Annotated in this window: 24 protein-coding genes; 1 reads left to right on the top strand and 23 read right to left on the bottom strand. The window is 38.1% G+C overall.

Features of this window, described 5'->3' with window-relative positions; genetic code table 11:
* Nucleotides 1-138: 138 nt before the first annotated feature.
* The 12 genes from upp to nth form a co-directional block, all read right to left on the bottom strand.
* Nucleotides 139-765 (bottom strand): uracil phosphoribosyltransferase, encoded by a 627-nt coding sequence (upp, locus tag AAAT26_RS01470; RefSeq protein ID WP_316066408.1) that lies wholly within the window; start codon nucleotides 763-765, stop codon nucleotides 139-141.
* A gap of 184 nt (nucleotides 766-949) precedes the next feature.
* The gene (glyA, locus tag AAAT26_RS01465; protein ID WP_004697326.1) at nucleotides 950-2,182 is read right to left on the bottom strand and encodes a serine hydroxymethyltransferase; all 1,233 of its coding nucleotides are present in this window, start codon (nucleotides 2,180-2,182) and stop codon (nucleotides 950-952) included.
* Between the two features lie 46 nt (nucleotides 2,183-2,228).
* Nucleotides 2,229-2,666, bottom strand: coding sequence for a ribose 5-phosphate isomerase B (gene rpiB / locus AAAT26_RS01460; RefSeq protein ID WP_004696955.1), 438 nt, complete (start codon nucleotides 2,664-2,666; stop codon nucleotides 2,229-2,231).
* An 11-nt stretch (nucleotides 2,667-2,677) separates the two neighbouring features.
* Nucleotides 2,678-3,124, bottom strand: coding sequence for a low molecular weight protein arginine phosphatase (locus AAAT26_RS01455; RefSeq protein WP_118091298.1), 447 nt, complete (start codon nucleotides 3,122-3,124; stop codon nucleotides 2,678-2,680).
* A gap of 112 nt (nucleotides 3,125-3,236) precedes the next feature.
* A complete protein-coding gene (locus AAAT26_RS01450; RefSeq protein ID WP_195395113.1) occupies nucleotides 3,237-4,268 on the bottom strand; it encodes an L-threonylcarbamoyladenylate synthase in 1,032 nt (343 codons plus the stop codon).
* Between the two features lies 1 nt (nucleotide 4,269).
* Complete coding sequence (gene prmC / locus AAAT26_RS01445; RefSeq protein ID WP_349208772.1) at nucleotides 4,270-5,139, bottom strand: peptide chain release factor N(5)-glutamine methyltransferase; 870 nt, start codon at nucleotides 5,137-5,139, stop codon at nucleotides 4,270-4,272.
* Nucleotides 5,132-6,214: a peptide chain release factor 1 gene (gene prfA / locus AAAT26_RS01440; RefSeq protein ID WP_004697261.1), complete on the bottom strand. Its 1,083-nt coding sequence runs from the start codon at nucleotides 6,212-6,214 to the stop codon at nucleotides 5,132-5,134. Before prfA ends, prmC begins: the two co-directional genes overlap by 8 nt.
* A 2-nt stretch (nucleotides 6,215-6,216) precedes the next feature.
* A complete protein-coding gene (locus tag AAAT26_RS01435) occupies nucleotides 6,217-7,122 on the bottom strand; it encodes a DUF1385 domain-containing protein (protein WP_195395115.1) in 906 nt (301 codons plus the stop codon).
* Between the two features lie 57 nt (nucleotides 7,123-7,179).
* Nucleotides 7,180-7,377 (bottom strand): 50S ribosomal protein L31, encoded by a 198-nt coding sequence (gene rpmE / locus AAAT26_RS01430; RefSeq protein ID WP_004696185.1) that lies wholly within the window; start codon nucleotides 7,375-7,377, stop codon nucleotides 7,180-7,182.
* 79 nt (nucleotides 7,378-7,456) lie between these two features.
* Complete coding sequence (locus tag AAAT26_RS01425) at nucleotides 7,457-7,726, bottom strand: YdbC family protein (protein WP_004696187.1); 270 nt, start codon at nucleotides 7,724-7,726, stop codon at nucleotides 7,457-7,459.
* 104 nt (nucleotides 7,727-7,830) lie between these two features.
* Nucleotides 7,831-9,276 (bottom strand): hypothetical protein, encoded by a 1,446-nt coding sequence (locus AAAT26_RS01420; protein WP_278471695.1) that lies wholly within the window; start codon nucleotides 9,274-9,276, stop codon nucleotides 7,831-7,833.
* Between the two features lies 1 nt (nucleotide 9,277).
* On the bottom strand, nucleotides 9,278-9,913 hold the full coding sequence (nth, locus tag AAAT26_RS01415; protein ID WP_060919735.1) for an endonuclease III: 636 nt from the start codon (nucleotides 9,911-9,913) through the stop codon (nucleotides 9,278-9,280).
* A 123-nt stretch (nucleotides 9,914-10,036) separates the two neighbouring features.
* On the opposite strand from nth, the gene AAAT26_RS01410 reads away from it, so the two are divergent.
* Nucleotides 10,037-10,306, top strand: coding sequence for a DUF896 domain-containing protein (locus AAAT26_RS01410; RefSeq protein ID WP_060919736.1), 270 nt, complete (start codon nucleotides 10,037-10,039; stop codon nucleotides 10,304-10,306).
* 116 nt (nucleotides 10,307-10,422) lie between these two features.
* Here AAAT26_RS01410 and AAAT26_RS01405 read toward each other — a convergent pair whose 3' ends face one another.
* The 11 genes from AAAT26_RS01405 to murC form a co-directional block, all read right to left on the bottom strand.
* Complete coding sequence (locus AAAT26_RS01405; protein ID WP_229055809.1) at nucleotides 10,423-11,475, bottom strand: ABC transporter substrate-binding protein; 1,053 nt, start codon at nucleotides 11,473-11,475, stop codon at nucleotides 10,423-10,425.
* A gap of 2 nt (nucleotides 11,476-11,477) precedes the next feature.
* Nucleotides 11,478-12,278, bottom strand: coding sequence for an ABC transporter ATP-binding protein (locus AAAT26_RS01400; protein WP_119563024.1), 801 nt, complete (start codon nucleotides 12,276-12,278; stop codon nucleotides 11,478-11,480).
* Nucleotides 12,278-13,261 (bottom strand): FecCD family ABC transporter permease, encoded by a 984-nt coding sequence (locus AAAT26_RS01395; protein ID WP_259343145.1) that lies wholly within the window; start codon nucleotides 13,259-13,261, stop codon nucleotides 12,278-12,280. The genes AAAT26_RS01400 and AAAT26_RS01395 overlap by 1 nt, the downstream gene beginning before the upstream one ends.
* Before the next feature lie 174 nt (nucleotides 13,262-13,435).
* Entirely contained in the window at nucleotides 13,436-14,683 is a 1,248-nt protein-coding gene (locus AAAT26_RS01390; RefSeq protein ID WP_024061906.1) for an aminotransferase class I/II-fold pyridoxal phosphate-dependent enzyme, read from the bottom strand.
* 250 nt (nucleotides 14,684-14,933) lie between these two features.
* Nucleotides 14,934-15,503: an outer membrane beta-barrel protein gene (locus tag AAAT26_RS01385; protein WP_004696198.1), complete on the bottom strand. Its 570-nt coding sequence runs from the start codon at nucleotides 15,501-15,503 to the stop codon at nucleotides 14,934-14,936.
* Between the two features lie 80 nt (nucleotides 15,504-15,583).
* The gene (ftsZ, locus tag AAAT26_RS01380; RefSeq protein ID WP_004697140.1) at nucleotides 15,584-16,624 is read right to left on the bottom strand and encodes a cell division protein FtsZ; all 1,041 of its coding nucleotides are present in this window, start codon (nucleotides 16,622-16,624) and stop codon (nucleotides 15,584-15,586) included.
* A 138-nt stretch (nucleotides 16,625-16,762) separates the two neighbouring features.
* Nucleotides 16,763-17,107, bottom strand: a complete 345-nt coding sequence (locus tag AAAT26_RS01375; RefSeq protein WP_004696202.1) for a small basic family protein — start codon at nucleotides 17,105-17,107, stop codon at nucleotides 16,763-16,765.
* A complete protein-coding gene (locus tag AAAT26_RS01370; RefSeq protein WP_060919741.1) occupies nucleotides 17,104-17,799 on the bottom strand; it encodes a DUF881 domain-containing protein in 696 nt (231 codons plus the stop codon). The genes AAAT26_RS01375 and AAAT26_RS01370 overlap by 4 nt, the downstream gene beginning before the upstream one ends.
* Nucleotides 17,800-18,681, bottom strand: coding sequence for a cell division protein FtsQ/DivIB (locus tag AAAT26_RS01365; protein ID WP_349208771.1), 882 nt, complete (start codon nucleotides 18,679-18,681; stop codon nucleotides 17,800-17,802). It abuts the gene before it with no gap.
* Nucleotides 18,682-18,709: 28 nt separating this feature from the next.
* A complete protein-coding gene (locus tag AAAT26_RS01360; protein WP_004696208.1) occupies nucleotides 18,710-19,642 on the bottom strand; it encodes a D-alanine--D-alanine ligase family protein in 933 nt (310 codons plus the stop codon).
* On the bottom strand, nucleotides 19,639-21,021 hold the full coding sequence (murC, locus tag AAAT26_RS01355; protein WP_008601228.1) for a UDP-N-acetylmuramate--L-alanine ligase: 1,383 nt from the start codon (nucleotides 21,019-21,021) through the stop codon (nucleotides 19,639-19,641). Before murC ends, AAAT26_RS01360 begins: the two co-directional genes overlap by 4 nt.
* Nucleotides 21,022-21,025 lie beyond the last annotated feature (4 nt).

The raw sequence follows: 21,025 nt of genomic DNA, 5'->3' as shown, positions 1-21,025 counted from the left end.
TGTATACCTTATGTAATTTTTATTCAACCCTAAATAAGAGAAAACGACATACGCCTTAGATAATTTGTTATTATTTCAAATCTAATAATATGTCGTCATGTCCCCTTATTATATTCTAATATGTCGTTTTATTGTATTTTATTTTGTACCGAAGATACGGTCACCAGCATCCCCTAAGCCAGGTAAGATGTAACCATGATCATTAAGTTTTTCGTCGAGGGCCGCTACATAAATAGGAACATCAGGATGTTCTTTATTTACAGCCTCTACACCTTCGGGAGCAGCTACTAAGCACATTAATTTAATATGTTTAGCACCTTTTTCTTTTAGCAATGTAATCGCTGCGGCTGCACTACCACCAGTAGCAAGCATTGGATCAGTTACGATGAAGTCGCGTTCCCCTACGTCAGCTGGTAGTTTACAGTAGTATTCTACTGGTTTCAAAGTTTCAGGATCACGGTACAAACCAATATGACCAACTTTTGCAGTTGGAATTAAACTAAGCATACCATTTACCATACCTAGACCAGCGCGAAGAATTGGAATAATACCCAGTTTTTTACCTGCAATTCGTTTGCCAGTCATTTTAGTTAGTGGTGTTTCTACCTCCACATCCTCAAGTGGTAAGTTGCGTGTAATTTCATACCCCATCAACATAGTAATTTCATCAAGTAGTTCTCTGAAATCTTTAGAGCCTGTTTGTACGTCACGCATCAATGTAACTTTGTGTTGAATCAATGGATGTGTCATAACATTAACTTTCATGACTGTCCTCCTATAAAACAATATACATATCCCATTCTAGCGATTAACTATCATATTTACTCTATCACAGATTAGAAAATCATGCCATAAAAATATTGAAAGGGATGTGCCGATGGCACACCCCTTTTACACTACCTATAAACTTATAGGACTATAAATATATATTTAATATTAATACAATCGATTAGTACAATGGATACGCTTCACAAAGTGCAGCAACACGTTTACTAGCTTCTTCATGGACCGATTTATCCTCAGGATTTTTAAGAACCACTGCAATAATATCGGCAATTTCTTCCATATCTTTCACTTGCAAACCACGCGTTGTAAGAGCTGGCGTACCAAGACGAATACCGCTTGTTACAAATGGGCTAGCTGGATCAAATGGAATTGTATTTTTATTACATGTAATACCTACTTCATCGAGTAAGTGTTCAGCTTCTTTACCAGTTAAACCAGTATTACGAACATCTACAAGCATAACATGAGTATCTGTACCGCCAGAAACAATTGTTAAGCCCTTTTCTTGTAATGCTGCAGCCAGCGCTTTTGCATTGTCGATGACTTGTTGTGCATATACTTTGAACTCAGGTTGTAAAGCTTCACCAAATGCTACAGCTTTAGCAGCGATAACATGCATCAAAGGACCACCTTGGATGCCAGGGAAGATAGCTTTATCGATTGCTTTAGCATACTTTTCTTTGCAAAGAATCATACCACCACGAGGGCCACGCAATGTTTTATGAGTTGTTGTAGTAACGATATCTGCATATTCCACAGGGTTTGGATGTAAACCAGCTGCTACAAGTCCAGCAAAGTGAGCCATATCTACCATGAAAATAGCATCTACTTCGTGTGCCACTTCAGCCATTTTCTTAAAGTCGATTTGACGGCTATAAGCACTACCACCAGCGATAATCAACTTAGGTTTTGCTTCTAATACAATTTTACGGAACTCATCGTAGTCGATTTGTTGTGTTTCAGCATCTACACCATAAGGTACTACATTGAAATATGTACCAGATACGTTAACTGGAGAACCATGAGTCAAATGACCGCCGTGGGACAAGTTCATACCCACAATAGTATCACCTGGTTGTAATAATGCGAAATACACGCCAAAGTTTGCTTGAGAACCAGAGTGAGGTTGTACATTAGCATGTTCTGCACCGAACAGGCGTTTTGCACGTTCGATAGCCAATGTTTCAATAACATCAACATTTTCACAACCGCCATAATAGCGTTTGCCAGGATACCCTTCTGCATATTTGTTAGTCAATACGCTACCTTGAGCTTCCATTACAGCTTGAGAAACAAAATTTTCAGAAGCAATCATTTCTAATTTATCGCGTTGGCGTGCTAACTCTTGGTTGATAACAGCTTGAATATTAGGGTCTTGTTTTTCTAAGAAACTCATGAGTATCCTCCTCATATAGAACAACTATCTATAAAGTAATGATGTATTATTTCTCTAATGCTTTTATTTTCTCTACACGACGTGCATGACGTCCACCTTCAAACTCAGTTTCCATAAAAATGGTTACAATATCGTTAGCAAGGCCTGGTCCAATAACGCGTTCACCCATAGTAAGGATGTTCGCATCATTATGTTCACGACATGCGTGAGCAGAAAATGTATCATGACAAAGAGCAGCGCGAATGCCCGCTATCTTATTTGCTGCAATACCGATACCGATACCCGTACCACAAATCAAAATACCGCGATCTGCTTGACCAGATACAACTGCATTTGCTACAGGTACTGCAATATCAGGATAGTCGCAAGACTCAGCTGAATAACAACCAAAATCCTCTACTTCATGTCCCAATGCACTCAATACCTCTTTAACAGATTCCTTCAGATTTAATCCGCCATGATCACAACCGATTGCAACTTTCATAATTTCATCTCCTACGCCTTCTGAGGCACTGATGTAAGACCAGCCTCTACTAAGTGATAAATTTGTTCCGCACATTGATTATATACGGTTTGGTCAGATCCATATGGGTCCGTAACATCACCATCTAGACCACCCCACTCGGAAATTGTTTTAATTTTACCTTCCTCAAAGGGGAATTGGCGAAGTAGTACAGATTTGTGATCTTTCGTCATACCAAGAATAAGATCTGCTGCATTTACGAGTTCCATCGTTAAGGGTCTCGATTCATGGTTGGAAATATCTGCAATGGAACGGACAGCTACTACGGCTTGTTCAGTTGGTTTTGCTCCATAAGCGGCAAATAAACCAGCTGATACAGTTGTAACATCCTTATGTTTCTCCACTGCAAGAGCCCGTGTAATACCTTCAGCCATTGGGCTGCGGCAAGTGTTACCGGTACATACAAATAAAATATTCATAATAACATCCTTACTCAATCACATTTTGTGATTACTTTATACATTATAGCAAATCTATCCAATATGTAAAGACATTTTTCTATTATCAGTGGACATCTTTATGCTAGTAAATTTACTTATAAATGATATGATGACTCGATGCTTTTTCCATTCGATTCATAATGGCAACACCAAAACCATCATCATCAACACCTTCTGCTAGGATTAGCGTAACATGATTTTCATTAAAATGTAATAGACTTTTATAAAAGTCGTGCCCCAATGCTAATGCATCTCCATGATGGCCAAAACAATGGCACATAAATTGTCCATCCTCTTTAATCAAGTTATACGTTTCATGACTTACCAAACACCCTATGGGACCTTCTATACCTTCTGAAAGCGCCTTAAACATAGATGCTATGTCCTCTGGATTACCTACAACAACTGTCATAGGTGCATCAGGTGCATAATGCGTATATTTCATCCCGGGAGCCTTTGGCTTAGTGGTAGCATTAACTAGAGCAGTATCATACTCAACTGTAGACACAACACCTTCAAGTTGAGCTTTTGTAATTCCACCAGGTCTCAATATAATGACCTTATCATCATGGACTTCCACAACAGTAGACTCTACACCAATCGTACATGGACCAGCATCTAAGATATAGGAAATGCGACCATTCATATCATTATATACATCTTCTGCAGTAGTTGGACTTGGGCGCCCTGAAATATTGGCACTAGGTGCCGCTATAGGTATGCCTGCACGCTCTAATAATACTCGACATGCCTCATGATCAGGACACCGAAGCGCCACACGAGTTAACCCACCTGTTGCACGATCTGGCACTAAATCAGATTTAGGCAATGTAATCGTTAATGGCCCTGGCCAGAATGCATCCATTAAGGCTTGCGCCGTAGCAGAAATTTCTGTTACTAAAGGTTTTATGCTTTCACTATTAGGAACATGCAAAATGAGTGGATTATCAGAAGGCCGTCCTTTGGCAGCATAGATTTTATCCATCGCCTCTGGATCTAGACCATTTGCACCTAATCCATATACAGTTTCTGTAGGAATAGACACCAATTCACCATTGCGCAAAGCACGGGCTAACGTATCTATATCTTGTTCTGATGGATTTGTAATGATTTTAGTATCCATATTAGCCCTCATATACAGCTGTCACTATCCGGTTATGACCACCGAGGTCAGCTATAAATTGAATATTCGAATATTGACCTGTTTCTTGCAATAAAGCACCTACCTCTTCTGCTTGGTCAAAGCCTACTTCAAACGCCACACGGCCATTAGCGTTTAAATAATTTCTACATTCTTTTGCTAAAATACGATAGAATTCTAAACCATCTTCACCACCAAACAAGGCAATATGCGGCTCATTTAACACGTCTTGAGACAATAATTTAGCATCTCCCGTACGAATATATGGTGGATTCGATACGATGAGGTCAAACTTTTCAGCGTTACCAGCCAAGGCAGAAAACATATCGGACTCTAAAAATTGAACACGATCATTTAAGTTGAATCTTTCACCGTTCTCCTCAGCCACTAACAAAGCATCGGTAGATATTTCAAGACCTACACCACACGCATTCGGCAAATAGTGTAGTAAACTTAACAATATCGTCCCAGGGCCTGTGCATACATCAAGAATACGCACATTACTATCTTTTGGATAAGTACCTAGTACATGCTCAATCAAGGTTTCCGTATCAGGTCGTGGAATCAATACCTTATCATTCACCTTAAAGGTCAACCCCATAAAGTCCTTTTCCCCAATGATAGCCGCTACACAATGCTCCTTAGCCCGTTGTTGAACGAGAGGCCTAAAGGCATCGAGCTCGTCTTGAATAAGCGGTTGGTCATAATGGGTATATAGATAAATCCGATCTTTACCTAAAACGTGAGAAAGCAGTACTTCCCCATCAAGTCGAGGTGTATCCATCTCCTTGCTTTGAAAGTACTGCTCTGTCCACTGGAGAATACGACCGATTGTCCAAATCTCCTTATGCATTTGTATTAGCCTCCTGCATTTTTGCCGCTTGGTCTGCAGCATTTAAGGCTTGAATAATTTCATCAAGATCGCCATTTAAAATAGCATCTAATTTATATAATGTTAAATTAATACGATGATCTGTGACGCGACCTTGTGGGTAGTTATAGGTGCGAATACGTTCACTACGATCACCGGTGCCGACTTGACTCTTACGATCTGCAGCCATACTAGAAATGGCCTCTTGTTCAGCTTGATCCTGTAACTTAGCACGCAATACACGCATAGCTTTTTCACGGTTTTGTAATTGAGATCGTTGATCTTGACATGCTACAACGATACCAGATGGTAAGTGTGTAATACGAACAGCAGACTCAGTTTTATTGATATGCTGACCACCGGCACCACTCGCACGATATGTATCAATTTTTAAATCTTTTTCATTAACTTCAATATCAACATCTTCCATCTCTGGCAATACGGCTACTGTAACTGTAGATGTATGTACACGGCCTTGTGTTTCTGTAGCCGGTACACGTTGTACACGATGTACACCAGATTCAAATTTCATCTTAGAGTATACATTTTCACCATCCACAGAGAAAATAACCTCTTTAAAGCCACCAAGCTCTGGTTCATTAGCATCGATAATCTCACAACGCCAGCCTTGGCTTTCCGCATATTTTGTGTACATGCGGAACAAGTCGCCTGCAAATAATGCAGCTTCATCACCGCCAGCGCCCCCGCGAATTTCAATGATAATATTTTTATCATCATTAGGATCCTTAGGCAATAATAGAACTTGCAACTTTTCTTCCAATTCCTCTTTTTGAGGTTTTAACTCTTTCAATTCCTCTTGAGCCATTTCTCGGAATTCTTCGTCCATGGATTTATCTTCAATAACTTCCATAGCTTCATCAATACCAGATAAAACTTTTTTATAAGTACGGAACGTTTCAACGGTTTCAGATAATTGAGCATGTTGACGGGTCAATTTACGCCATTCATCTTGGCGAGCAATGACCTCTGGGTCACTAATACGCTGCTCAAGATCCATAAATTTATCTTCAATAACTTGTAATTTATCAACTAACATGTTTATTCCTCTTCATATGCGTCACTCTCAGGCGGACGGACCTCTTCTAAAGCTCGTATAGCAACTTCAATTTGATCATCTTCTGGTTCACGCGTTGTCATATATTGTAACGCAAGACCTGGTTTAATAAGAGCTTTCACAAAAGAATGATCGCTACGTCCAGCAAGACGAATCACCTCGTACGCAATACCAGCTACTACAGGCATAAGGAGTACGCGGCTCATGATACGTTCCAACAAATTGGGCCAACCCAAGAAAGCAAATACAAAGATACTAACTACCATAACAATAAGTAAGAAGTTTGTACCACATCGCGCATGTAAGCGACTTTGTTGGCGAACGTTTTCTACAGTTAAAGGCAAATCTAATTCATAAGTATGAATCGTTTTATGCTCTGCCCCATGATATTGGAAAACTCGTTGAATATCCTTCGTAAGACCAATCCCCCAAATATAAAGTAAGAAAAGTACTAAACGAATGACACCTTCAATGAGATTTAATACTATATGATTATCCTGTACACCAGGAATGAATTTTACGATAAATGTAGGCAATGCCAAAAACACAGCTATCGCAAACAGTGTAGAAATGACCATGGTAATGGCGATTTCACTATTAGACATTTCTTCCTCTTCATCGCCAGCAGCCTTAGCAGAGAAGGATAAAGCCTTCATGCCTATCACTAGAGATTCATAGAGAGCTACACAGCCACGAAGAAATGGTTTTTTCAATATTGGATATGTGTCAGCAATGGACTTTGTAGCCTCTTTTTGAACTACAATAGTTCCCGCAGGTTCACGTACGGCAGTTGCCGTATAGCCAGGGCCTCTCATCATGACACCTTCGATCACAGCCTGTCCTCCGACAAACTTTTTTATACGTTCTCTGTTCACAAGATCTCCTCTCATAAACAAATATAGGCAGAGCCAACAGCCCTGCCAATACATGTTACATTACAAAACAAATTATTTGCCGTAACGTTTGTTAAATTGTTCAATACGACCACGAGCTTGAGCCGCACGTTGTTGACCAGTGAAGAACGGATGGCATTTGGAGCAAACGTCTACACGAAGGTCTTCTTTTACAGAGCCAGTTTTGAATGTGTTGCCACAACCGCAAGTTACTGTAGCTTCTTTATAGTCTGGATGAATACCTTGTTTCATTCTATACACCTCTTTCCAGCAATCAATATTATTCTTATAGATTATAGCATGACACCTGCACAAATGCAAGTAACCAATACTATTCCTTGGACGCTTGCTTTTCTTCAATAGCCTCAGCTAAAATAGCTTCCAAGTCACTTTCGTTGAGGATGTCACGCAATGCAATAAGCTCCTCTAAAGAAAGGGTAATACCTTTTTTCATGCTTGTATATTCACTATCCCAAGCACGAAGATCAAACTTAGGATTGTATTTTCCCCAACTAGTACATGTTAATTGTTTTTTCCAACCATCTTTATCTTCAGATAAAGTACCAATAACCTTGAAGATTTCAAAATTAATAACTGCCATAGGTCCTCCTTTCTTACATATTCATATGCTATGTTTCGTATCTACTATATTTAGTAGTTTATATTTTTTAGGATACGATATATTTTAAACCAAAATTATATGATTTACAATTCTTTTTTATAGTCACTATAATCTTCAATATCAATAGAAGCTGTAGGTGGCATAACTTGTGCACCTAATGAATCTACGGTCTCTTTCCAACTCCTTGTAGCCTCCGTAACAGCCTTGATATATGCCTCGTCAGCAGCCTGTACAGATTTAATTAGTTGGGCTTCATCCTTTACATCTAATACGCGACGACGTACGCTACTAAGCATATAGCCAAAGGATTCATCTGTTTGAACGAGCATGGAGATTTCTTGAATCAATGTTTGACCCGTAGTGCTACAGAAATAGGCATACCACATATATGCTAATTCAGCATCTGGGAACATCCAGTACATATCATCTACAGGCGCTTCTGTCGTAATATCTACATCAATATAATCAGTATGACGTTTAAAAGTAAGAAAATAAGCTCCACTTTCAATAAGAGCAGTGCGACCTAATTCAGATACACGGCTATCAATGCAATAAATACCATCTTGACCTAAGGCTACGTCCGTTTGACCGCCGGGCAACAAAATAGAGCGCAAGGACAAGCCATAATTTAATACCGTAAATACTGGCAATTGCGCAAATACGCCATGAGGTAATGGAATATAATTAATTGTTTTCCACTCATCCCCTACACGTTCACGAAGACCAACACGCATTTTTTTTACATCGTATTTACCATATACGATTTCATAAGCCCCTAATGGAGTCCATTCTCGTATAGCTTCTACTCGTTTTTGGTTCAAGAAAAATTGCAACGCCATATTATTTAAGCCCAATTGATTTTGTGCCATTGTAGCAGGTAAGAATAATTGAGCAGTCCCTTCTGGAACCAAGTTATGTAATCCGTTAGCGACCTCTTCTACAATATCTTCAGAGGATTGGAACATACCAACTGTGCCTGTAAAGATATGGTCAAAATAGCTACGATGAGGCCATTGATTAATGATTTGAGCCATCGGATATAAACGTGTCAAAATGCTATAACACACGGGAGATGCCGTATACAGAACGACTTTTTTATCTTCATAAGATTGAAGAATCTCTTCAACCATGCCTGCATATTCTTCTACATAAGCATACAGAACCAATTCTCCCGTTTTACTATGAGCTTCGATACTTTCACGAACAGGAGTTTCCCAAATAGTGCCTACATCTAGACCTTCTAAAATGCCTGTGTCACTAATAAAATCAAACAATTCCACTCTAAAGGATGGTCCATAAAGAGCTTGGAATGTATTCAAATCATATGGTACAGGACCAAAGGATTCTACTGTGGATTTTTCTGCTAACGCATATAAATCATCTGCCGTTACCCCCCACTCACGGGAGCTAGCATTACTAGAAATCAATTGATCTAGCACTTTAAAACGCATTAACTCATTTACAATATCAATTCCCTCAATACCATGATTAGCACAAAGGGCAATAAATTCTTCGTTATTTACTTTCATATTAAACCTTTCCGGCTGAAGGACATAGATGATTTAAAAAACATTCATTACACAAAGGCTTACGAGCCTTACACACTCTACGGCCATGATAGATTAACCAGTGGTGTGCAGCAGCCCAGTCCTTTTTTGGAATTGCCTTTTGTAACTTTTGTTCCATCTCTTCCGGCGTCTTAGCAATACCTAATTTTAATCGGTTAGACACGCGAAATACATGTGTATCTACCGCAATGGCTGGTGTACCAAATAAAACGGATACCACAACATTTGCTGTTTTACGCCCCACACCAGGCAATTCAACGAGTTGATCAAACTCACGAGGCACCTCTCCATGATATTGTTCAACTAAAATTTGACAAGTAGCAATTAAGTTTTTTGCCTTGGACTTATAAAGGCCGCAATCTTTAATGAGAGTCTCTAACTTAGCAACTCCGATTGCAAGCATCTTTGCAGGATGATTAAGTTCTGGGAACAATCGTTTAGTAACAATATTAACTCGTTCATCCGTACATTGTGCAGACAAAACTACAGCAACTAATAATTCAAATTCATTTGTATACTCAAGGGCAGGTTTTGCATCAAAATAATGCTCTTGTAACAGTTTCAACTGCTCTGCCTTTATCGCTTTTGTTACACGCATACAGTTCTCCTTTCTCACCTGTGAAAGTACAGACGCGTACAACTTATATCTTACCATACGTATTCATTAAGTTCTATGTTATAATAAAACATGCTATTCTAATATAGAATACAGGAGGCGCATATGAGTCATATTAACGATACATTAAAACGAATAAATGAACTAGCTGCAAAGAAAAAATCTGGGCAAGAATTAACACCAGAGGAATTAGCAGAAAAAAAAGAATTATACGAAATCTACTTAAGCTTCATTCGTGGTCAAATTACAAGCACCTTGGATCGCGTTGAATTTGTAGACCCAGAAACAGGTGAAAGGACCGCTCCTAAACGAGCTCTAGAAGATTTAGCTAAAGAAGCTGACCAAGATATTAAAGAACATAAAGATATTCACTAAGACTACAAAAGCGTACGCATGAAGGATATTTCCTAATGCGTACGCTTTTGATTTTTATTTTTACTATTTTCGCTTCTAAATAAATAAAATATATTACTAGACTAGTATCAATATTTCTATTGAGGTCCTTCTCCAGCAATAATACGTTGTGCCTCAGCATCAGATAAATCATAGCGTAAGAAAGTCTTATAGAATAATTTTGTTTCTTTCACTAAATCAATATCATTAAATAATTGAGGTTGTATGATTTGACCTGCCCATAAGATTTGTAATGCAGACTCAGCACTGTAACGATCCCAGTTGAAAGTACCTACAGGATTGCTGTAAATACGACCGTTTTGTACTGCTTTAAGGCTTGCCCATTGTGGATCATTCTTAATCGCTTCAATACCTTTGCGTGATTGTGTACCACCAATAATGATAATATCAGGGTTAGCTTTAACGATTTCTTCCATTGTTACAGTAATTTGAGAACCTTTAGTAGTGATGGCATTTTTACCACCAGCGTAACGAATCCATTCATTGATAATTGTTTTATCGCCATCAACCTTTAATAAGTTGTCTCCACCTACAATATGTAATACAGATGGACGGTTAGCATCATCAATACTTTTTGTTCTATCTTCAGCAAATTTAATTTTACCATCTAAGTAAGCTAGGTATTGTTTTGCCATTTCAGGGGCTTTATCACCTAATACTTCAGCTGTAATATTAATAACTTTACGTAATCCATCATAGTCTTGGAAGTTTACACGAACTGCTGGAATCCCTGCATTACGCGCCATTTCAATTTGATTCTTATTACTTGCTAATACAACTTGAGGTTTTAATTTTTGGATTTCTTCCATTTGTACATCAGTACCTTTTACAGGTGCTGGAATTTCTTTAATGCGTGGGTACACTTTAGCGAACCAAGGCAAGCCTTGAACAGAAGTTGTGGTAGACACTAATTTATCCGCACCACCAAGCATCAATACAACTTGATTATTGGCATGCCATAAATCGGCAACCTTTGTTATATCTTTAGGAATTGTTACATCTGTTCCATCGATATCCTTTACTACACGCGTAGCAGATTGATTACCTTGTGATGCATTCTCTGTGCCACATCCAGCTAACATGAATAGAGCCGTCATAAGGGCTAATAAAAATACAATAATACGCTTCATACTTACATTCCTTTCTGACCTAATTGAGGGATAACACATACAGTACGATTAACTGTATCGCTATAGAATAAGCTTAGCTTAGTCTTATAAATCTCCTCGAGCGCTTCTAAGGTCACATCACTAACAGAATCATAAAAATCTATAGATCCACCACGACATAAACCAACACGGCTATTTAACAACAACGCCTGTTCCGGTAAATGTGTAGTGAAAATAATAGCATATCCTTGGGCGCGTAATTGATCAATTGTTTCTAAAACAATAACCTGATTACGTATATCTAAAGCAGATGTAGGCTCATCCATAAGTAATAAGCGTGTATCTTGTAACAAGGCACGACCTATAGCAACTAATTGCCGTTGACCACCACTTAAATCACGGCATGGTTTGTCCTTTAACGCCGTAATACCAAGCATGTCCATAATAGAATCAGTTTTTTCAAATTCTTCTTTACCTGGAGATGAGAACATACCGGTTCGCAAGGTAGCACCAAAGGAAATATAATCTCGTACCGTATAAGCTATATCAGCCCCTATAATCTGTGGTACAAAAGCAATTAACTTAGCCCGTTCCTTGATTGATGCAGTCATTAAGTCTACACCACTACAATAAATATGTCCTTGTTGAACATGATTAAAGCACATTAAACAGCTTAATAAGGTAGATTTGCCTACCCCATTCCTACCTAGTAACGCCAATGCATCACCAGCTTTTACAGAGAAGGATAAATCACTAAAAATATTGGGTTGGTTCTTATCATAGGCAAATGATATAGAATCAACGACGAGTTCAAATGAATCCATTAGAAGTACCTCCGTTGTTTATATAATACCCATGCAAAGAACGGTGTCCCAATAAAACCACATAAAATCCCAAGTGGAATCTCTGCAGTTGTTAAGGAACGAGCAAATAAATCAGCAATCATCAAAAAAGAAGCACTCACTAAAATCGTAGCGGGAATTAATTTTTTATGATCATTACCTACTAACATTCTAGATAAATGTGGTATAACAAGACCAACCCAGCCGATAGTACCGCTAAGGCATACTGCTGCAGCTGTTAGAAGCGTAGAAATACCGATGATAACAAGTCGTTCTCGATTTACATTTACCCCTAAGCTTTGAGCCTCTTGATCAGAAAGAGACAAAATATTAAGTCTCCATCTTAAGGCTAACACTGCGATTGTGCCAATGATAATAATAGGCAATACATATAGCAAATTATCCCACGTAACCTTTGCTAAGCTTCCCAACTGCCAATAAACAATATCTTGTAACTCTGTATCAGGATCTGCAATATATTTAAGCAAACCAATTATAGCAGCCATAAATCCGGAAACGATAATACCACATAATACTAAAACGATACGCGATTGATTCTGAATCAATTTAGGCAATAACAAGGTTAAACAAACCGCCAAAATACCACCCATAAAGGCTAGTATGGCAACGCCATATAACGATAAATGCAATAATATACCTATACATGCACCTACACTAGCGCCATGTGACACACCTAATAAATCTGGAGATACTAAATCGTTACGGAATACCCCTTGGTAGGCGGCACCAGAAACGGCTAATGCAATACCTACAGCAATAGCCCCTAATACTCGAGGTAGTCTAATTTCCATTACTACATTATACATAGATGCATCCCATGTTATAGGTAGTACTAGAAATTTGGAAGATAAGATATTCATCACTTCATTTATGGGAATAAAGAAACGGCCTATCACGAGAGAGGCCAAAAAAATACCAATGCATATAACTAAAGTTATAAACATTGTTCTTACATATTGTTGCATAAAATACCTCAACAAACAAAAACTTCATATATGCTACCTTTAACTATACAAGATTTTACATATTAAGAATAATTAGTTTTAATGATATATGTATAGAAAAAAGCCACTTGATATATGGATCAAGCAGCTTTTAGTATAAGTTTTACTTATCGATTATAATTTGCCAAGACGTTTCATAGCAGTATAAATTTTTCCTGCGAGTCCTGTCATTTGTTTTTTAGGAATACCACAGGCCGCTATACGAATACCATTTGCTAATGCAATAATATAAATATGTTCTTTCTTCAACTCTTCACAGATAGCATTTGCAGAGTCTGTAGGGATTGTAATAAAGAACCCACCACGGTAAGGTAACATGGGAAGTCCTACTTGTGCTGCTTCTTGTTTAAAGATATCAGCACGATCGCGAATTAATTGATAATAGCAATTGCGTTCAGCTTCATATTCCTTAAACTTAGCTGGATCAGCCACAATATTAGCCATTGTACGCATTGCGGGGCGACAAATATTGGACCATGTAGCACGACTTGTAGATTTGTTAACTTCGAAAAACTCATCAGCTATTTCTTCATCGTCAGAGATTCCAATCATCGCACCAACGCGCTGACCATACATAGTAAATCCTTTAGATAAGCTATAACACACACAGGTGAGAATTTCTTTTGGCAAATGACTAAATTTATTGAAGAACGCACGTACCTCATCTTTTTCACCAGAGTAATCAAGATATGCTACATCAATACCAATAATCACATTATTTCGACCAATAGCAACTAAATCCTTCAGGAAATTAAGGATAGAATCCCAATCTTTATCCTCAATAGAGTAGCCGGTTGGGTTATTACCAGGTGTATTAAAGATAACAACCACATTTGTTTGTTTAGCCGCCAATTCGTTTACACGATTTTGGAATGCCTCATGATTAAAGTTATTATGTTCATCAAATAAGGAATACGTAACTAGTGTACGTCCAGTATCACTACAAATAACACGGTATGCACCCCAGTACCAATCCGCTGTTAATACTTCATCACCAGGCTCCGTATAGTTATGAATCAAATGATGAATACCACCAGTGCCACCTGCGGTAGCAATGCTACGAATATGACCTTCTGGGCGGAAATTTCCAAAACATTCTTTTTCTGCAGCACACAAAAAATCTGGAATACCCGCAATTGGTGCATAACCAACATGTTCAGAATCCGAAAGACTCAAATATTCTTCTTTAACGGTCTTAAGAAAAACTAAGTTTCCCTCTTCATCATGAATAGCACCCAACGTACCATTTACAACATTCTCACGGCCATTTTCTTTAGCATCAGCTTGAGCTTGACCAGCAGTTACGAAGATCACGTCTTTTAATTTTTTTCCTTTTGCATGCTTTGCAGCAACACTTGTCATAACTAGCACCATCCTATCTGAAATGAATATTACATATTTATCATACCTAAACTAATTTAAATATACAACGTATATTCAGTAAATATATTGTATACATAGAAGATTTAACTAACTATTAGTAACTCAACACTTATTAAATATATATATAGAATATATTAAGTACCTTATTTAGGAAAAATAATTAACAAATATACAATAAAACAGTAAATATATAAAAAAAGACCACTCAAAAGAGTGGTCATCATCATCCTTAGAAGGAATAGCCTACACCAGCGTGTAAACCTTTTGCAGTTTTATCATTGCTATCTACACTATATTTATCATAGCCATAGTATACATTCAAATCTACATCAGGGCGTACTTCATATTGAGCACCTACTTGATAAGTTTGCTTAATATCATTACCCCAACCAGCCTTAGCAAAGCCGTTTACTTTATTAGTCAAAGGTACATGACCGATAACACCAGCTTGGAAACCAAGTTCAGTATCATTTGTACGAATCGCAGTACCTGCACCATATAAATTTACATTTGGATGTACTTTATAAACCAATGCTAATTGATGATCTTTAATATCACCATTTTTTGCATTTAATTTATCGTAAGAGTATTGTAATGCGGCTTTATTGGAAAGGTCGTGTTGTAAAGAAACACCGAAACCATCATTGCTATTGCCGCCACCGTTAGATACGTGTTGTTTAAAAGCATAATCAGCTTGTACCTTAGTGGATCCATCACTAATTTTCGTTACAGGAGCTGCAGCAAATGCACTACCGGCTACAACTGTAGCTGCTAAAGTTAATAATACTAATTTCTTCATTTTTACCTCCTATACACATACCAACGGTATGTCTTAATAAGTTACTAATCAATAGGTATAGTAATTATACAATCTATAAATTAGCGTTTCATGAATACAGGGATATCAGGGATACCACTGTTAGTATTTGTAGTGGATGCCGGACGGGATGTAGTTGTTGTTTTACCGAATTCAGGTACATTCTTAGTATTTGAATTAAAACCAGTTGCCACAACAGTAATTTGAACTGTATCGCCTAAGCTTTCATCGATAACGGAACCGAAGATAATATTTGCATCAGGATCCGCCGCTTCAGAAATAATTTCGGCAGCTTCATTAATTTCAAACAAGCTTAAGTTAGCACTACCAGAAATATTGAGTAAGATGCCTTTTGCACCATCGATAGATGTTTCCAACAATGGGCTATTAATAGCCATTTTAGCTGCGTCAGCAGCGCGGTTTTCACCTTCGCCAACGCCAATCCCCATCAATGCTTCGCCTTGTTCAGTCATGATAGTTTTAACATCTGCAAAATCAAGATTGATCAAGCCAGGAACTTGAATCAAGTCTGAAATGCCCTTGATACCTTGGCGAAGTACATCATCAGCTGTACGGAATGCATCGCTTAAGGAACATTTTTTATCTACAACTTGCAACAATTTATCATTAGGAATAACGATAATAGTATCTACTTTTTGAGTCAAGAATTCAATGCCTTTTTCCGCTTGTGCACGACGGCGTTTACCTTCAAATGCGAACGGTTTAGTAACGACGCCGACTGTCAATGCACCGATTTCTTTAGCACATTCTGCAACGATAGGAGCAGCACCTGTACCAGTACCACCACCCATACCAGCAGTTACGAATACCATATCAGCACCTTCAAGAGCTTTTATAATTTCTTCGCGGCTTTCTTGAGCAGCCTCTTCACCGATTTGTGGATTTGCGCCTGCACCAAGACCTTTTGTAACCTTCTCGCCAATTTGAATCGTTACATCCGCTTTAGATAATTCAAGCACTTGGCTTTCAGTATTAGCGGATAAAAATTGAACACCTTTAAGATCGCTATCTACCATGCGATTAACAGCGTTATTACCGCCGCCACCAACACCGATAACTTTAATATTTGCAAAATCAGACATTGAACTTCCTCCTCTTATCGTTATCTATCGTATCAATATACGTCCCAATGTATCGATTTATATACTGACAATCTTATAACAATTACATTTATTTTACACTAAAATTTAAAAACTTTCCACTATATAGAATGTGATTTATTAGAATCGCTTAGTCATAATAATCTTTCGTATAGCGCCTACATTAATAAATACATGCAATCCAAAGCCAATAAGAGCTACGTAATATAGGTTAATTCCTATGAGGTCACCTACATATACAAGAATAACAGCTAACACAACATTTGAAAAGAACCCAAGCACAAAATTACTAAGATCAAAGGTTCGTTCCAATGCAGCACGGCTACCACCAAATACAGCATCTAGTGCAGCCAGAACAGCGACTGATGTGTAATTTGCATAACTTATAGGTATATGAAATGGTGAAAGCCACCCTAATGTAGTACCTACAATTAGACCAACAATGGCAAAGATATAAATATTCATTCTTTACCTCCTGTTTCATTAGGCTTTATATGCTCTTCTCTGAAGGTTCCTGTAAAAGCTGGAATAGCTATTTCATTTTCTTCCTTTATGGTTACCTTTATGCCCCAGTGTTTCAAGGAATCTACCACACCGCCTCGCATGGTGAGCGCAGAATTTAATGTTTTTGGATCACCAATCGCTTTAACTGTAAAAGGAGCCCCAAAAACCTTACCATTCACGGTAATAGTTGGACCAGAGCATCGTATTTCAGAAGTCCCTATGAGACGTTGATCATTGATAGCTATCGCCTCAGCCCCACCAGCTCGCAATTCATTAACAATACGTAAAATATCTTCATCATGAATTACATATAAATTAGGATTTTCACCACTTTGAATTGGCTTTAAGCTATCCTCGATTAATACACTAACACCCGTACCTTTAACATTAGTTAAAGCAGCTTTCATCATCAACTGTTCGTCTGCTTTAACATTGCCAGTAGCACCAGACTGTTTAAGCTCTTCTATTTGTTTTAACAATGCATCACGTTCACTTTGGGCCTCTCGCAATTGTACGGCTAAATCACCAGCTCGTTGTAAACGGATATTTTCTTCTATATTATCTTGAGTCATCTTATATTGGGTGACAACCATGAAACCCAATATACAACTGACTAAGGCTATTGCCCACCGTTCGTGTCTCACGACAATCATCTACCTTTTATCTTCAACATGACCTTGCTTATCTTGTTTTTTATCATCCTTCTTAGTAGATGAAATTTCTGTAGTCTTTGTTCCTGTCTGATGCTTTTTAACTTCCGGTATTACATCAGTTTTTATATATGGCGATGAAACATTAACATCTATATATTGTACATTGCTATGTGTTGTCTTAATATCTTGTAACATAGACTGAGTTAACTCGGCTTTTTTAGGTAAATCTTTACTATCCCCTAATCTAATTTGCACCCCCGATACGGTATAAGCCATTATTGCATCAGGATCTCCTATATTGACTTCTGCAATATTCTTGAATGTGCTCTCATCAAGAGAGTTTAAGTATTCAAGAGCCGCCAAAATGGGCTTATCCACAACGGTATCACCTAACAAAATATTTCCCGCCTTAACGCCTGATATCATCGGTACCGACGTATCTTGTATGGCTGGCTCTGATGCAATCACTTGACCTTTACTGTCAAGTGTTAAATAACCAAACTGAGCTGGTACTACTGCAACAGCCTTGCGTTCTATGACACGTACAACCATTGTAAATGGCAATTGATAACTAATTTGGGCCTCTTCAACCCGTAAGTCTTTCGCCAATCTAGTTTTTAATTTCTCTGTACTAATTTGCAATATATTTACAGGTTCATGAATATCCCCTGCTACCATTACATCTTGTACAGTTACCTTATCCGATCCTATAATTTTTAAGGATCCAAAAGGAATAGGTAGTGTAAACAATCCCACCAACACGAGAGTAACTGCACCACCGATTTTTAACACTCGTTTTCTAAATACAGCCCGTTCATCATGAACAGGTGTAGAAGACTGCATCTCCCCAGAGTTGGATGGATGGTATTGCTTATCATCCATAGATAACTCCTTATGTTCTATTCAGCCCTTAAAATTTCCCTATACTAGCTGTTAATAGAATCTTTTCACATAATGTTGGAAAGTCAATTCCCATTTCTTTAGCTGCCTTTGGTACTAAAGACGTTGCCGTCATACCTGGCACAGTATTGTATTCTAGAACATACATATTATCTGCATGATCTGTCATAATATCAACACGAATAACCCCACTGCCTTGTACTTCGCGATACACAAGTTCCCCTATGCGTTGCATTTCAGCAGTCATTTCTTCACTAATAGGCGCAGGTACTAAATATTCTGTAGCACCTACAGTATATTTACTGGTATAGTCATACTCCCCAGAATGTGGACGGATTTCAATTACTGACAATGCCTTGCCGTCAAGAACGGATACTGTAAATTCGCGACCATCAAGAAATTGCTCTACTACAAGAATCGGATCATATTTTAGCGCTTCTGTAACAGCAGCTTCCAATTGTGCCTCATCACGAACGATGGTAACGCCAATACTAGAGCCTTGAGTAGCAGATTTCACCACTACAGGAATCGTAAATTGTTTACGAATATGTCCTATAATAGCTTCTGCAGATTCTAAATTACCATTAAAGGATTCAGAAGTAGCTGTTGGAATATTAGCCCCTTTGAAAACATCTTTGCTTACTTTTTTATTCATTCCTACCGCATGAGCCATGATGCCCGATCCAGTATATGGAATTTCTGCCATTTCAAGTAAGCCTTGTAATGCACCATCTTCACCATAACGACCGTGAATTGCATTAAATACAATCTCTCCACCTAAGGATTCAATGTCTTTTAAAACAGTACGAGGATTAAGTTCTAATGTTTGAGCATTATACCCTTTACTTTCGAGTGCTTCCGCAATAGCAGCGCCAGTACGGCGAGATACTTCAGCCTCTTTGGAAGGGCCACCCATCAATACGATTATTTTTCTATCTTTCATTGTAAGCCTTCCTCCAATATAGCTAATAATTTTGGTCCATATTGATTAATAGAACCAGCCCCCATTGTGATAACCAGATCGTTAGGTCGCACAATTTTTGCCAATACAGCCGGTATATCATCAACAGATGGTACATAATGTACAACCTTATTTGTAGCAGCTTCAACAGCGTCAGGAATAGTACGTCCATCGATACCTGCAATCGGATCTTCACCAGAACTGTAAATATCTGTCATATATATTTCATCAGCACTTGTAAAAGCAGTGGCAAATTCATCTTTCAACAAGCTTGTACGTGTATACCGATGCGGTTGAAACACACAAATAACGCGATGTTTTTCAAGTTCTTTTGCTGCTCTTAAGGTCGCTTTAATTTCTGTTGGATGATGTGCATAATCATCGACAACCCAGACGCCAGCAACATGACCTTTTGTTTCAAAACGTCGTTTTGCACCGATAAATTTACCTAACGCTTTTGTAATAAAGCGATTTTCTACACCGCAACATTCATGAGCCACAATAAAGGCTGCCAATGAGTTTAATACATTATGTTCTCCAGGCACGCGCAAGCTAATACGGCTTATATTAATACCTTTATGATATACATCATATACCAAGGAAGAGTCCACATAATGAATATTTTTTGCTACATAATCATTATTATCCTCTAAGCCATATGTAATAAAAGTACGTTTTACGCGGCTCATAACATAACGAATATTTTCATTATCACCACATACGATAGCCTTGCCCGCTTCTGGTAACGTTTCGACGAACTCACAGAAAGCGTTTAACAAGTTATCCATAGTCTTATAATGATCCATATGATCATCTTCAATATTAGTTATAACGATAGTATGTGGATGCAATTTTAAAAATGAACCATCGCTCTCATCCGCTTCCACAACTGAAAAATGGCCTTTCCCAAGGCAACTGCTACCCTTGAGATAATCTACTTCGCCACCGATAATTACCGTAGGGTCCGCATTAGCCTCCACTAAAATTTGTCCAATCATTGAAGTTGTAGATGTTTTACCATGCGCACCAGCTACTGCGATACCATCTGTTACATCTAATACAGCCTTTACAATATCAGAACGATGTAAAATGGTAATCCCTTGCTCTTTAGCGGCAACAATTTCAGGATTGTCTTCACGAATCGCTGTAGAACGAACTATGGCATCAACACCATTTACATATTCTTTATTATGACCGATATGCACCGTGGCACCCATATCTCTAAACTTAGAAATTACTGCAGATTCAGCAATATCTGAACCAGATACATCATAACCTTTTTGAATCAAAATATTCGCTATCGCACGCATACCAGATCCACCAATACCGATAAGGTGAATTTTGTGAATACCGTCTAACATAAAA

This window comes from Veillonella parvula (genome assembly GCF_040094895.1).
GTDB classification, from domain to species: Bacteria; Bacillota; Negativicutes; order Veillonellales; family Veillonellaceae; genus Veillonella; species Veillonella parvula_L.
The sequence above is the reverse complement of the archived record's forward strand: the minus strand, read 5'-3'. Positions and strand labels throughout refer to the sequence as shown.

Coding starts and splice junctions, on each gene's coding strand:
- AAAT26_RS01425 (WP_004696187.1), bottom strand. CDS start 7,726: ATGGCAGTTATTAATTTTGAAATCTTCAAGGTTATTGGTACTTTATCT.
- AAAT26_RS01405 (WP_229055809.1), bottom strand. CDS start 11,475: ATGAAGCGTATTATTGTATTTTTATTAGCCCTTATGACGGCTCTATTC.
- rpiB (WP_004696955.1), bottom strand. CDS start 2,666: ATGAAAGTTGCAATCGGTTGTGATCATGGCGGATTAAATCTGAAGGAA.
- AAAT26_RS01420 (WP_278471695.1), bottom strand. CDS start 9,276: ATGAAAGTAAATAACGAAGAATTTATTGCCCTTTGTGCTAATCATGGT.
- AAAT26_RS01360 (WP_004696208.1), bottom strand. CDS start 19,642: ATGAAAGATAGAAAAATAATCGTATTGATGGGTGGCCCTTCCAAAGAG.
- prmC (WP_349208772.1), bottom strand. CDS start 5,139: ATGCATAAGGAGATTTGGACAATCGGTCGTATTCTCCAGTGGACAGAG.
- AAAT26_RS01390 (WP_024061906.1), bottom strand. CDS start 14,683: ATGACAAGTGTTGCTGCAAAGCATGCAAAAGGAAAAAAATTAAAAGAC.
- upp (WP_316066408.1), bottom strand. CDS start 765: ATGAAAGTTAATGTTATGACACATCCATTGATTCAACACAAAGTTACA.
- AAAT26_RS01455 (WP_118091298.1), bottom strand. CDS start 3,124: ATGAATATTTTATTTGTATGTACCGGTAACACTTGCCGCAGCCCAATG.
- AAAT26_RS01370 (WP_060919741.1), bottom strand. CDS start 17,799: ATGATTGTCGTGAGACACGAACGGTGGGCAATAGCCTTAGTCAGTTGT.
- AAAT26_RS01375 (WP_004696202.1), bottom strand. CDS start 17,107: ATGAATATTTATATCTTTGCCATTGTTGGTCTAATTGTAGGTACTACA.
- AAAT26_RS01385 (WP_004696198.1), bottom strand. CDS start 15,503: ATGAAGAAATTAGTATTATTAACTTTAGCAGCTACAGTTGTAGCCGGT.
- glyA (WP_004697326.1), bottom strand. CDS start 2,182: ATGAGTTTCTTAGAAAAACAAGACCCTAATATTCAAGCTGTTATCAAC.
- prfA (WP_004697261.1), bottom strand. CDS start 6,214: ATGTTAGTTGATAAATTACAAGTTATTGAAGATAAATTTATGGATCTT.
- AAAT26_RS01395 (WP_259343145.1), bottom strand. CDS start 13,261: ATGTTTATAACTTTAGTTATATGCATTGGTATTTTTTTGGCCTCTCTC.
- AAAT26_RS01365 (WP_349208771.1), bottom strand. CDS start 18,681: ATGGATGATAAGCAATACCATCCATCCAACTCTGGGGAGATGCAGTCT.
- AAAT26_RS01450 (WP_195395113.1), bottom strand. CDS start 4,268: ATGGATACTAAAATCATTACAAATCCATCAGAACAAGATATAGATACG.
- rpmE (WP_004696185.1), bottom strand. CDS start 7,377: ATGAAACAAGGTATTCATCCAGACTATAAAGAAGCTACAGTAACTTGC.
- AAAT26_RS01435 (WP_195395115.1), bottom strand. CDS start 7,122: ATGAGAGGAGATCTTGTGAACAGAGAACGTATAAAAAAGTTTGTCGGA.
- AAAT26_RS01410 (WP_060919736.1), top strand. CDS start 10,037: ATGAGTCATATTAACGATACATTAAAACGAATAAATGAACTAGCTGCA.
- ftsZ (WP_004697140.1), bottom strand. CDS start 16,624: ATGTCTGATTTTGCAAATATTAAAGTTATCGGTGTTGGTGGCGGCGGT.
- murC (WP_008601228.1), bottom strand. CDS start 21,021: ATGTTAGACGGTATTCACAAAATTCACCTTATCGGTATTGGTGGATCT.
- AAAT26_RS01400 (WP_119563024.1), bottom strand. CDS start 12,278: ATGGATTCATTTGAACTCGTCGTTGATTCTATATCATTTGCCTATGAT.
- nth (WP_060919735.1), bottom strand. CDS start 9,913: ATGCGTGTAACAAAAGCGATAAAGGCAGAGCAGTTGAAACTGTTACAA.